The sequence below is a fragment of the Desulfofundulus sp. TPOSR genome, assembly GCF_011393055.1.
Lineage (GTDB): Bacteria > Bacillota > Desulfotomaculia > Desulfotomaculales > Desulfovirgulaceae > Desulfofundulus > Desulfofundulus kuznetsovii.
The window spans coordinates 683002-695296 of the sequence record NZ_JAAOEF010000001.1 but is presented as its reverse complement, the minus strand read 5'-3'; the positions used below and the strand labels follow the sequence as shown (position 1 = coordinate 695296).

The window sequence follows — 12295 nt, the reverse complement described above, 5'->3', positions numbered from 1 at the left end:
ATTATGATCCACAGCAAAACCAACCCGCATATAAAATACCTGCGCCGGTTGGCCCGCCGGCGCCAGCGGGAAAAAGAAGGCCATTTTCTCCTGGAAGGGGTGCGCCTGGTAGAGGAAGCCCTTTATACCGGGTGGCCGGTAAAAATGCTCGTCTACACCCCGTCTGCGTGGGAACGGGCCGGTGCCCTTTTTGAGCTGGCCCGGGAGCGGGGGATTCAGATCTTACAGGTGGAAGAAGGGCTCCTTAATGAGCTGGCGGATACGGAAACTCCCCAGGGAGTGCTGGCAGTGGTGGAAAGGCCCCGCTATACCCTGGAGGAGATCCTGGCACCAGGGCCGTCCCTTTTGTTGCTGGTGGACGGCGTTCAGGACCCGGGCAACCTGGGCACTATGATCCGCAGTGCTGATGCCGCCGGTGCCGGTGGAGTGATCTTGTTTCCCGGGACGGTGGATTTGTACAACCCGAAGACCATCCGGGCTACCATGGGCTCCCTTTTTCACCTGCCCGTTGTGGCCGTACGGGAAAGGGAGGGTGCGTTGACCCGGTTAAACGCGGCCGGCCTTATGCTGGTGGCCGGTGTTCCCGCAGGCGGCATGCCTCTCCCCGCCGTGGCTCTGACCCGTCCCCTGGCCCTGGCGGTAGGCAATGAGGCCCGGGGTCTTTCTCCGGAACTGCTGGCCCGCGCCGATTTGCTGGCCACGGTCCCCATGCCCGGGCGGGCCGAGTCCCTGAATGTAGCGGCAGCCGCCTCCATCATGCTTTATGAAGTGGTTCGCCAGCGGATGAGCTGCGGTCAAGACCAGGCCGGGTTTGTAAGTGTTCATCAAAACCATTATGACGAGGACAGCACCGCATCCAACAGAGTTCACCCAGGCTTTAAAGCCCGCCTACGGTAACAGCCTGTTCCCGAATTTTTCTGGAAACTTCCTTGTTTTAAGCGGGGGCTTGTGATATAATCAACACCGAAGGGTCCCCAAAAAACAGGGAAAGGTCGTGGTTAAATGTTTTTAACCGCCGAATTTTTTTGGAGGCTGTTCGAGGCGACTGGTTCAATCCGCGCCTACATCCTGTACCGGAGGTTAGCCGTACACTAAAGGCCTGGTTTGAAAATAATATAATTGAACGGTCACCCCTTTCACAGTAAGGTTACATTATGGGACGCATGGCAGTTCAATTCTCCATTGTGTGGATCTAAGTTTTAGTCCGGGCATAAACAATAAGGGTGGTACCGCGACAAGGAACAATTACCGTCCCGAAAAAGGGGCGGTTTTTATGTTTTTTTAGATACTGTCGCAAAACCAGAAACTAGATGGGCGGCGGTCGTCCCTTAAGGAGCGACATTGCGGAGGGCCGGATACGAAACACGGCGCTGCCGAGGTTAGCGAACCGGCAGCGCGAATCGCGCTGGTAGCAGTATCGATATAATGATTGGGCTACTTAGACTGAAACTATTCATGAGGAAAGTAGACTTCCGGCGCATATGCAGCGCTGCCAGGTTCGCTCCGAGGCAAGCCGATGTTTCGTCCGGCCCGTAGCACGGAGCGACGGGGGACGACCGCCGTCCCGATAGTTATGCGACAGTATCTTTTAGAGAGAAAGAGGGTAAAAAGGAGGACTAGTCTTGGAAGAACAGTTACATAAAATGGCGGTCGAGGCAAAGGAAGCCTTAGCCCGGGCGGATAGCCTGGAAGCCCTGGAGGAAATCCGCATCCGTTACCTGGGCAAAAAGGGTGAACTTACCAGGGTGCTGCGGGGAATGAGCGCCCTGCCGGTCGAAGAAAGGCCGAGGATCGGCCAGCTGGCCAACAGCATCCGGGAAGTCCTGGAAAAAGAACTGGCGGAGCGCACGGCGGAAGTTAAAGCCAGGGTCAAACAGGCGCGCCTGGCGGCTGAGAGCATCGATGTAACCCTCCCGGGGACGCCCTTTTTGCCGGGCAAAAAGCACCCCCTTACTACCGTGCAGGAGGAAATCGAGGAAATCTTTCTGGGACTGGGGTTTTCCATTGCCGAGGGGCCCGAGGTGGAATTGGACTATTATAACTTTGAGGCCCTGAATTTGCCCAAGGACCACCCGGCCCGGGACATGCAGGATTCCTTTTTCATCGGTCCCGAGGTGCTCCTGCGCACCCATACCTCTCCGGTGCAGGTGCGTACCATGGAGCGTACTGCGCCGGCGTTGCCGGTGAAAATCATTGCCCCGGGGAAAGTTTACCGGCGGGATGACGATGCCACCCACTCGCCCATGTTCCACCAGGTGGAGGGGCTGGCGGTGGACCGGCGGATAACCTTTGGCGATTTAAAAGGGGTGCTGGATGTCTTTGCCCGGGAAATGTTTGGCGAGAGCACCAGGACGCGTTTTCGTCCCAGTTACTTCCCCTTTACCGAGCCAAGTGCCGAGGTGGATATCTCCTGTGTCATGTGCGGCGGTAAGGGGTGCCGGGTATGCTCCCACACCGGCTGGCTGGAAATCCTGGGCTGCGGCATGGTGCATCCCCGGGTTCTGGAAATGTCCGGCTATAACTCCGCCGAGGTTACCGGCTTTGCCTTTGGCATGGGTATCGAGCGTATCGCCATGCTCAAATACGGCATAGATGACCTGCGCCTATTCTTTGACAACGACCTGCGTTTCCTGGCCCAGTTTTAGTTGAAAGGAGAAGGATTAAGCTTTGCGGGTTTCGTTTAAATGGCTGCAAGAATATGTGGATATACCCATCAGCCCGGCGGAACTGGCCGACCGGCTGACCATGGCCGGTCTGGCCGTGGAAGGCCTGGAGGAGCCGGGAAAAGAGATCAGCAACGTGGTTACCGGACGCATTGTCAAAATAGAACCTCACCCCAATGCCGATAAGCTGGTGATTTGTCTGGTTGCCACCGGTGAGCCGGAGCCCCGGCAGATCGTTACCGGTGCTACCAACGTCCGGGAAGGGCACGTGGTTCCCGTAGCCCTGGAAGGGGCGCGGCTGGCCGGGGGGCTGGTAATCAAGCGGGCCAGGTTGCGGGGGGTGGAGTCCCGGGGTATGCTATGTTCCGGCCAGGAGCTCGGTCTTGACCCCAAAACCATGCCCGCCGACCAGGCACACGGAATTATGATCCTCCCTGCAGATACCCCCCTGGGGTTGGATATCCGGCCGGTCCTCGGGCTGGATGATGTCATTTTTGAGCTGGATCTTACCCCCAACCGGGGCGACTGCCTGTCCATGATTGGTGTAGCCCGGGAAGTGGCCGCCTTATTGAGGCAGCCCCTACGTTTCCCCCGGCTGGAAATTCAAGAAATACCGGGCAGCTCCCTTGAGGGGAGGGTGCGGGTGGACATTATGGAGCCCGTGCTCTGCCGGCGCTACGTGGCCCGTCTCTTCACCAATGTGAGGGTGGGACCATCACCCCTTTGGATGCAGGAACGCCTGCGGGCCGCCGGCATCCGCCCCATCAGCAATATCGTGGACATTACCAACTATGTCATGCTGGAGCTGGGCCAGCCCCTGCATGCCTTTGACTACGATAAGTTGAGGGACGGCCACATCATTGTCCGCCGGGCCCATCCGGGGGAAGTAATCGTTACCCTGGACGGGTCGGAACGGCACCTGGAACCTGAAATGCTGGTCATAGCCGATCCCGGTGGAGCGGTGGCCGTGGCCGGGGTCATGGGAGGGCTGGATACCGAGGTCACGGAGAATACCACCACTGTCCTGCTGGAATCGGCTTACTTCCATCCCACCAGTATCCGCCGCACATCCCGGGCCCTGGGCCTGCGTTCCGAGTCTTCAACCCGTTTTGAAAAAGGGATCGATCTGGAAGGATGTCTGGCTGCCGCCAACCGGGCTGCCTCCCTGCTGGTGGAAATTGGTGCCGGGGATGTGGTGGCCGGTGCGGTGGACAATTACCCCTCCCCGGTGGCCAGAAAGCCCATCATCCTGCGTCCCGAGCGGGTGGGATACATACTGGGGGCGGACATTCCCCGGGAAGAGACGGCTGACCTCCTGGCCCGGCTCGGCTTTACGGTACAGGACGCCGGTCAGGACCTGCTGGTAAACGTGCCCAGCTACCGGGTGGACATCAACCTGGAAATCGATTTAATCGAAGAAGTGGCCAGGCTGTACGGTTATGACCGGGTACCGGCCACCCTGCCCTTTGGGGCCACCACCCGGGGAGCGAGGACAAAGGAGCAGTCACTGCTCAAGCGATTAAAAGAGGTGCTGGTGGAGTGCGGCCTGACCGAGGTGGTTACGTACAGTTTTGTGAATCCCGCGGTATTTGACCGGTTTAAAGTGCCACCGGACAGCCCCTTGCGCCATACGTTGAAACTGCAAAACCCCCTTTCCGTGGAACAATCGGTCATGCGCACCATGCTCCTGCCCGGCCTTTTAGAGGTGCTGGAGCGCAATTTCAACCGCCGGGTAACCAGCGGGGCCATTTTTGAGGTGGGCCGGGTATTCCTTCCCCGGGGCGGGGAAGCCCTTCCCGAGGAACGCCCGATGCTGGCCGCGGCGGCCATGGGCGAGGGGGCCGCGGGGTGGAACCGGCCGGCTACTCCCCTGGATTTCTATTACCTCAAAGGGGTTCTGGAAATGCTGGCCGCAAAACTGGGCCTGCCCGGCCTGATCTTCGAGAGGGAAAAGGAAAACCCCGCCTTCCATCCCGGTCGCGCCGCCCGGATCAGGGCGCAGGAGAAAACGCTGGGGATAGTGGGGGAGCTGCACCCCGATGTGCTGGAGGCATATGAGCTGGAGGTGCGGGTGTGTGCCTTTGAGGTGGACCTGGCCGCGTTGCTTGCCCTGGCTGGTAAGCCGCCCCAATACCGTCCCCTGCCCCGTTTCCCCGCCGTGAAGAGGGATATAGCCCTGGTGGTGAGCCGAGAAGTTACGGCTGCAGATGTGCTGCGGGTGATTCGCCGGGCCGGCGGCCATCTGCTGCGATCGGTGGAACTGTTTGATGTTTATGAAGGAGAGCAGGTGAGGGAGGGTTGCCGCAGCCTGGCCTTTTCCCTGCTTTTCCAGGCTGACGACCGCACCCTGACCGATGCGGAAGTGGCTGCACAAACCGAGGTCATATCTACCGCCCTGGTTAAAGAGCTGGGAGCTGAGTTGAGAAAGTAGACGCCTGTGACGCTTTGCGTCACTGCCGTTTTGCACGGAAGCGAGCGACATTGAGCCGAGCAGATCAGGTATTCACAACAGAAAAATTGTCGCACTGGCAGGAGTTTCCCCGGTCAACGCCGAAAAGAGTAAGAATTTGAAAACCAGGGGGAAACGGCTATGGGCAAGCAGGAAACCCGGGTCGAGGTGGAGATTTTTGGCGAATACTATGTTTTAAAGGGCGATGAACCGGAGGAATACCTGTGTATGCTGGCTCAATACGTCAATAAGAAAATACGCCAGGTAGTTACCCGCAACCCTCGCTTGGGGTTGTCTAAAGCAGCACTGCTCACTGCCCTAAACATTGCCGATGAACTGATGAAACTGCAGAAGGAATACGACGAGCTGGCCGAACTTTTGGAGATGGACAGAAAAGCAAAATAGGCTTTGGCTCTGGGATTGACCGCTTGCCATCCTTATATGGCAGGCGGTTTTAGTTTAGGGAAAAACTTGACAGACCTACCAGGGGAGGTTATAATAAAGTAAATCTATACTAGTCGGGTATATAATATAGAATTGGTTACTATTAACCTCGCTTATTAGTCGGCAGCTCCATTGCTTCCGGTGTGTCCAAAGATTCAACGTTCAACCACCATGGATTAAAGGGGAATTGGGACGTCAAAAGTATACTTAAAGAGTATATATAATCGTTTCTTTTAGGACTTACCGGGTTACCCGTCAAGTGGAGGGGGTGGGACTTCAAAGGGTTCCGGTTTACGTTATTGGAAAGGTGGTTTATTGGCAGAGCAAGTAGTTAGCAAGTAGTTAATTAATTAGGGAGGGGAAATGTATGGATGCGCTTTTGCTGGCCCGGTGGCAGTTTGCCATTACCTCCGTTTACCACTTCCTCTTTGTCCCCCTGACCCTGGGACTCTCGGTGCTGGTGGCCATCATGGAAACCATCTACGTCCGGACGGGTAATGAAACATACAAGCAAATGGCCCGGTTCTGGGGGAAGCTTTTCCTGATTAACTTTGCCATGGGAGTGGTAACCGGGATCGTGCAGGAATTTCATTTCGGCATGAACTGGTCGGAGTATTCCCGCTTCGTAGGTGATATCTTTGGTGCACCCCTGGCGGTTGAAGCCCTGGCTGCCTTTTTCCTTGAATCCACCTTTCTGGGCGTATGGATCTTTGGGTGGGATAAACTTTCCAAATCCCTCCACGCCGCGGCCATATGGCTGGTGGCCCTGGCGTCCAACCTCTCGGCTTTCTGGATCCTGGTGGCCAACTCCTTTATGCAGGAACCGGTGGGCTACGTGATCCGCAACGGCCGGGCGGAAATGACCGATTTCTTTGCCTTACTGACCAACCCCCATGTGCTCTATCAGTATCCCCATACCGTTCTGGCCGGTTTTACCACCGCCGCCTTTTTCGTCATGGGCATCAGCGCTTATCACCTCTTGCGCAAGAACCACCTGGACTTTTTCCGCCGCTCTTTCCGGCTCGGCCTGATTTTCGGCGTTATCAGCGTCCTTCTGGTGGTTACGGTGGGACACTTCCAGGGGCAGCACCTGGTTAAATCCCAGCCCATGAAGATGGCCGCGGCAGAGGCCCTGTGGGAAAGCCGGGACCCGGCTCCCATGAACCTGGTGGCTGTAATTGACGAGAAACAACAGGCCAACCCCTTTGAGATCCAGATTCCCTACTTGCTGAGCTTTTTGTCTTATAATTCCTTCAGCGGAGAGGTCAAGGGAATCAAGGAAATTCAGGCGGCGTACGAAGACAGGTATGGACCCGGCAACTACATACCGCCGGTAACTTCCGTTTTCTGGAGTTTTCGCATCATGGCGGCCGCCGGGTCGTTGATGCTGTTGCTCGCCTTTCTGAGCCTGTACCTGTGGCAAAAGGGGAGGCTGGAAACAAAGCCGCTGGTTTTAAAGGCGCTCTTGTTCAGCATTTCCCTCCCCTACATTGCCAACACCAGCGGCTGGTATATGGCTGAAGTGGGCCGCCAACCCTGGATCGTCTACGGGCTCCAGCGGGTGGAGGAGGCTGTTTCTCCCGCGGTTTCCGCCGGTGCCGTGTTAACTACTTTGATTGCTTTTACCTTGCTGTATGGAGTTCTGGCGGTGGTGGACGTGTACCTCATCGCCAGAGCGGTGAAAGAAGGACCCGGCGAAACGCCTGCAATCCCACCGGTGGAGGATGTTAAGGGGGTGTCATTATGGACTTGAACGCTCTCTGGTTTGTTCTCATCACCGTTTTGTTTATTGGCTACTTCTTCCTGGAAGGTTTTGATTACGGCGTGGGCATTTTGCTGCCCTTTTTGGGAAAGGACGACGGCGAGCGCCGGGTGCTCATCAATACCATCGGCCCCTTCTGGGACGGCAACGAAGTGTGGCTGCTCACCGCCGGCGGGGCCATCTTTGCTGCCTTTCCCCACTGGTACGCCACCCTTTTCAGCGGTTTTTACCTGGCCCTATTCTTGATGCTACTGGCTCTGATTGTGCGGGGGGTAGCCTTTGAGTTCCGCAGCAAGGATGACCGCCCATTCTGGCGCAGCCTGTGGGATTGGCTGATCTTTGCGGGCAGCCTTTTGCCCGCCCTGCTGTGGGGCGTGGCCATAACCAACCTGATCCGGGGAGTGCCCATAAACGAGCAGATGCAGTACGTGGGTACCTTCTGGCATCTTTTGTCTCCCTATACCCTGACCGGAGGGCTGGTGACGCTCCTGCTCTTTACCCTCCACGGCGCCCTGTTCCTGGCCCTCAAAACCAGGGGGGAACTGGAGGAGAGGGCCCGCCGGGCGGCCGTGCGGGTAGGAGCCGTGGCCGTACCGGCCCTTGTTCTCCTGGTGTTCTTAAGCTATAGTCAAATCGGCCTTGCAGGCAGGGCGGGTGCTGCGGTTGCCTCCTGGGGTGCGGTGGTGTTTTTGCTGGCTGCTTACTGGCTTTCCCGCACCGGCCGTTACGGTCTGGCTTTTGTGGGCAACGGTCTGGCCATTGTTTTTTCAACTGTGGCGTTCTTTAGCGCCCTTTTCCCCCGGGTAATGGTTTCCAGCCTGAACCCGAAGTGGAGCCTGACCATTTACAACGCCTCTTCCAGCCCCTATACCCTCAAGATGATGACTATCGTGGCCCTGATCCTGGTGCCCGTCGTGCTTTTATACCAGGGCTGGACGTACTGGGTATTCCGCCACCGGGTAGGCAAGGAGCACCTGGAGTACTGAACGCCCCTAAAAAAGCCCAGACGGGACGGAGTTAAATCCGCCCCGTCTATTTTTAACATTAACATAGAGGTAGTTTGAGCCTTTTCGTTCAACTTGAGGGGGAGAGTGAATTAAAAGTGGTGGATAAAAGGCTCTGGCGGGAGGCCCGGGCAGTACGTTTTTTGCTGGCCCTGACCGTAGGGTTGGGCCTGGGGGCCGGCCTTTTAGCGGTGGTACAGGCGGGATATCTCGCCCGGGTGGTGAACCGGGTTTTTCTCGAGGGGCAGGACTTAAGCGGGGTATGGCTCTTGCTACTGGCCCTCCTGGGGGTCATTATTTTTCGGGCTGTGCTGGCCTGGGTGAGTGAAGTTATGGCTTTCCGGGTGGCCGCCCGGATCAAATACGACCTGCGCCAGCGTCTCCTGGAGCATCTGTTGGCCCTGGGTCCGGTTTATGTGCGGGGGGAGCACAGCGGGGAACTGGTCAATCTCCTGGTGGAGGGAGTCGAAGCGGTGGAAATCTATTTCGCCCGCTACCTGCCCCAGTTGGCCCTGGCCGCTCTGGTCCCCCTGGCCATACTGGGGTTTGTCTTTCCCATAGATCTAACGGCGGGACTTATTCTGTTTTTTACCGCTCCCCTCATTCCTTTATTTATGTACCTGATCGGCGGGTGGGCCCAGACCCTCACCCTTCAGCAATGGGAAACTTTAAGCCGGATGAGTGCCCACTTCCTGGACGTTTTGCAGGGTCTCACTACTTTGAAAATTTTTGGCCAGAGCAAGGCCCAGGCCCGGGTCATGGCCCGGATTAGCGATCGTTTCCGGAAAACCTCCCTGGGTGTATTGCGGGTGGCCTTTCTTTCCGCCCTGGTGCTGGAGTTCCTGGCCACCATCAGTACCGCCCTGGTGGCGGTTACGGTAGCCCTGCGCCTGGTCTACGCGCGCATACCCTATGAAGAGGCCCTGTTTCTTTTGCTCCTGGCCCCGGAATTCTACCTGCCCTTAAGACTTTTGGGCACCCACTTTCATGCCGGTATGGCCGGGGCCAGTGCTGCCGGGCGCATATTTGAAATTCTGGAGACTCCCCTGCCTCAGAAACGGTCCTTCGGGGAGGTCCACCTGGCGCCGGGCGCCGGGTTGCATGTGGCTTTTGAAGGGGTGTACTATACCTATAGTGATAAAGAACATCCCGCCCTGGAAGATGTTTCTTTTGACCTGGCACCCGGGGAACGGGTGGCACTGGTCGGGCCCAGCGGGGCGGGGAAGAGCACCGTGGCCAGCCTGCTTTTACGTTTTATAAAGCCCCAGGGCGGCCAGATTACGGTGAACGGCGTCCCCCTGGACCGGATTCCCGCGGATCAATGGCGGCGTTATGTAGCCCTGGTACCCCAGCATCCCTACCTTTTCTACGGGAGCATAGCCGAGAACATCCGCCTGGGGTGCCCGGAGGCATCCCTGGATGAAGTGATGGCTGCGGCAAAGCGTGCCGGTGCCCACAGCTTTATCCAGGGCCTGCCCCGGGGATATGACACCCCGGTGGGCGAAGGGGGGATCCGCTTGAGCGGCGGGCAGGCACAGCTCCTGGCTATAGCCCGGGCCTTTCTCAAAAATGCCCCCTTATTAGTTCTGGACGAAGCCACTGCCGCCCTGGACCCCGCCACGGAGGAACTGATCCACCAGGCCCTGGAAAGCCTGATGGCGGGGCGCACGGTGCTGGTTATTGCCCACCGCCTGGCCACCGTTTACCGGGCCCACCGCATCCTGGTCCTGCAAGGAGGGCGGGTGGTGGAAACAGGGCAGCACGAGGAACTGCTAAAGCGGCAGGGAGTATACCATCGCCTGGTCAGCGCCTACGGAGGTGTCCAGTGATGGGAGTTTTTATCCGCCTTTTGGTCTTGATTGCCCCACACTGGAAGGCCATGCTCCTGGGGGTCATCCTGGGTTTTTTAACCGTGGGCAGCAGCGTCGCCCTGATGGTTACCGCGGCGTTTTTAATTGCCAGTGCCGCCCTGCATCCACCGGTATCGGAATTACTTGTGGCCTCCACCGGGGTGCGGGTCTGCGGGATTTCCCGGGCGGTGTGCCGCTACCTGGAACGTTATCTTACCCATGATGCCACCTTCCGGGTGCTGGGCTGCCTCCGCACATGGGTTTACCAGGCCATTGAACCTCTCGCTCCAGCCGGGCTGGTGGATTACCGCGACGGCGACCTCCTGGCCCGTATGGTGGCCGATGTGGAAACTCTGGAGCGCTTTTACCTGCGGGTGCTGGCGCCGACGCTGGTGGCCCTGATGGTGCTGGCGGGAACCTTTGCCTTTTTGGCCCGCTTTGAGCTCAGGCTGGCCTTGATCCTGTTGGGGTTTTACCTGTTTGCCGGTGTGGTAGCGCCCCTTTTAAACAGGAGGTTTAGCAGGGGCCTGGGCTGGCGGATGGTGGAGGTCAGGGCAGAACTTAACGCCTATCTGGTGGACGTCGTGGGTGGGATGACGGAGATTGTGGCTTTTGGCCAGGAAGAGCGGCAAAAGAAACGGGTCAGGGCGCTGGGCCGGCAGCTGCTGGAGCTGCAGGGACGGGTGGCCGGTCTTGGCGGGCTTTCCAATGCCACCCTGAGCCTGGCCATGAACCTGGCCCTGTGGTCGATCCTGTTGCTGGCCATTTCCCTGGTGGCCGGGGGTAAGCTGGACGGGATCTACCTGGCCGTGCTGGCCCTGGGAGCCCTGAGCAGTTTCGAAGCCGTTCTGCCCCTGCCCATGGTTTTTCAGCACCTTGAGGAAAGCCTGGCGGCAGGAAAAAGGCTTTTGTCCCTTGCTGACACGGGGCCGGTGGTTGCCGGGCCGCCCGGAACCTCGCCCGCTCCTGAGGGGTACGGCCTGCGGGTGGAGGGCCTGCGCTTCCGCTATACCGAAGGCGAACCCTATGTTTTAGACGGGGTGGATTTCGTACTGCCGGCAGGGGGGCGCCTGGCCATTGTCGGCCCCAGCGGGGCGGGGAAAAGCACCATAGTAAACCTGCTCCTGCGCTTCTGGGATTACCGGGAAGGGGTCATTTACCTGGGGGGACACGAGCTTAAGAGGTATTCCCCGGAGGATCTGCGGCGCCTGCTGGGGGTGGTCACCCAGCACACCCACCTTTTCAACGCCACCATCCGGGAAAACCTCCTGCTGGCCAGGCCTGGAGCCAGCGAGGAGGAACTCATTGCGGCTGCCCGTCGGGCCCGAATTCACGATTTTATTCAAACCCTTCCCCGGGGGTACGATACCTGTGTAGGGGAAGGGGGCTTTAAACTTTCCGGCGGTCAGCGCCAGCGGCTGGCCATTGCCCGGGTCCTGCTGAAAAATGCGCCCATCCTGGTGCTGGACGAGGCTACGGCCGGTCTTGACCCGGTAACGGAGCGGGAGGTAATGGATGCCGTCTATTCATTAATGCAGGGGCGCACCACTCTGGTAATCACCCACCGCTTGGTGGGTCTGGAGGTTATGGACGAGATTCTGGTTCTCGATGGCGGGCGTGTGGTGGAACGGGGGCGGCACGAGAATCTTCTGCGGCACAATGGACTCTACCGCCGCCTGTGGGAGTTGCAGCACCAGGTCCTGGCCGGGTAAAGTTTTTATATATGTGTCAAAAATTTAGCCAGGTGCAACTGAAAAACCTAAGTAGGCGCCCATGACGCATTCAGCGCCACTAACAGCGGATAAAATGGCCGCCGTTTTGCACGAAGCGAGCGACCTTGAGCCGAGCAGGTGCCAAACTTAGCGAGACCGAGGGCGGAGGCGGGGCCGAGGGCATGGATGCCCGAGGCCGGCCCCTGAGGCATGGATGCCGAATGGGCCGGGAACCCCGCCGGAGTCCGAGGTCGAGTGTTAGTTTGGCCTGCGAGGCGAACGGAGCGAGCGCGTGCAAAACGGCAGGCGAGTACAGAGTTACCTACTGAATCTTAATACGAACGAGACACCTACTGGAGCTTGACACGGACAAACCAATTACGGTTTGCCGGAAGGAAAATTTCCTGGTAT

9 protein-coding genes are annotated in these 12295 nt (G+C 58.3%); all 9 read left to right on the top strand.

What is annotated here, in order from left to right; all coding sequences use genetic code 11:
• The first annotated feature begins 3 nt into the window (after positions 1 to 3).
• The 9 genes from G7K71_RS03510 (at position 4) to cydC (ending at position 11884) form a co-directional block, all read left to right on the top strand.
• Positions 4 to 897 (top strand): RNA methyltransferase, encoded by an 894-nt coding sequence (locus G7K71_RS03510; RefSeq protein ID WP_166343539.1) that lies wholly within the window; start codon positions 4 to 6, stop codon positions 895 to 897.
• A gap of 105 nt (positions 898 to 1002) precedes the next feature.
• Positions 1003 to 1095, top strand: a complete 93-nt coding sequence (locus tag G7K71_RS03505) for a YqzL family protein (RefSeq protein WP_072868310.1) — start codon at positions 1003 to 1005, stop codon at positions 1093 to 1095.
• Positions 1096 to 1643: 548 nt separating this feature from the next.
• A complete protein-coding gene (gene pheS, locus G7K71_RS03500) occupies positions 1644 to 2645 on the top strand; it encodes a phenylalanine--tRNA ligase subunit alpha (protein WP_395858264.1) in 1002 nt (333 codons plus the stop codon).
• A gap of 22 nt (positions 2646 to 2667) precedes the next feature.
• Positions 2668 to 5094: a phenylalanine--tRNA ligase subunit beta gene (gene pheT / locus G7K71_RS03495; protein WP_166343535.1), complete on the top strand. Its 2427-nt coding sequence runs from the start codon at positions 2668 to 2670 to the stop codon at positions 5092 to 5094.
• 159 nt (positions 5095 to 5253) lie between these two features.
• Complete coding sequence (locus tag G7K71_RS03490) at positions 5254 to 5517, top strand: cell division protein ZapA (RefSeq protein ID WP_013821773.1); 264 nt, start codon at positions 5254 to 5256, stop codon at positions 5515 to 5517.
• A gap of 406 nt (positions 5518 to 5923) precedes the next feature.
• On the top strand, positions 5924 to 7309 hold the full coding sequence (locus tag G7K71_RS03485) for a cytochrome ubiquinol oxidase subunit I (protein WP_166343533.1): 1386 nt from the start codon (positions 5924 to 5926) through the stop codon (positions 7307 to 7309).
• Positions 7300 to 8304, top strand: coding sequence for a cytochrome d ubiquinol oxidase subunit II (gene cydB / locus G7K71_RS03480; RefSeq protein WP_166343531.1), 1005 nt, complete (start codon positions 7300 to 7302; stop codon positions 8302 to 8304). Before G7K71_RS03485 ends, cydB begins: the two co-directional genes overlap by 10 nt.
• Before the next feature lie 116 nt (positions 8305 to 8420).
• The gene (gene cydD, locus G7K71_RS03475; RefSeq protein ID WP_166343529.1) at positions 8421 to 10151 is read left to right on the top strand and encodes a thiol reductant ABC exporter subunit CydD; all 1731 of its coding nucleotides are present in this window, start codon (positions 8421 to 8423) and stop codon (positions 10149 to 10151) included.
• Positions 10151 to 11884, top strand: a complete 1734-nt coding sequence (gene cydC / locus G7K71_RS03470; RefSeq protein ID WP_166343527.1) for a thiol reductant ABC exporter subunit CydC — start codon at positions 10151 to 10153, stop codon at positions 11882 to 11884. Before cydD ends, cydC begins: the two co-directional genes overlap by 1 nt.
• Positions 11885 to 12295: the final 411 nt, after the last annotated feature.

Bases quoted from the DNA above. Each gene is read 5' to 3' on its own strand.
- cydB (WP_166343531.1), top strand. From the start codon at position 7,300: ATGGACTTGAACGCTCTCTGGTTTGTTCTCATCACCGTTTTGTTTATT.
- cydC (WP_166343527.1), top strand. From the start codon at position 10,151: ATGGGAGTTTTTATCCGCCTTTTGGTCTTGATTGCCCCACACTGGAAG.
- pheS (WP_395858264.1), top strand. From the start codon at position 1,644: ATGGCGGTCGAGGCAAAGGAAGCCTTAGCCCGGGCGGATAGCCTGGAA.
- G7K71_RS03505 (WP_072868310.1), top strand. From the start codon at position 1,003: ATGTTTTTAACCGCCGAATTTTTTTGGAGGCTGTTCGAGGCGACTGGT.
- G7K71_RS03510 (WP_166343539.1), top strand. From the start codon at position 4: ATGATCCACAGCAAAACCAACCCGCATATAAAATACCTGCGCCGGTTG.
- G7K71_RS03490 (WP_013821773.1), top strand. From the start codon at position 5,254: ATGGGCAAGCAGGAAACCCGGGTCGAGGTGGAGATTTTTGGCGAATAC.
- G7K71_RS03485 (WP_166343533.1), top strand. From the start codon at position 5,924: ATGGATGCGCTTTTGCTGGCCCGGTGGCAGTTTGCCATTACCTCCGTT.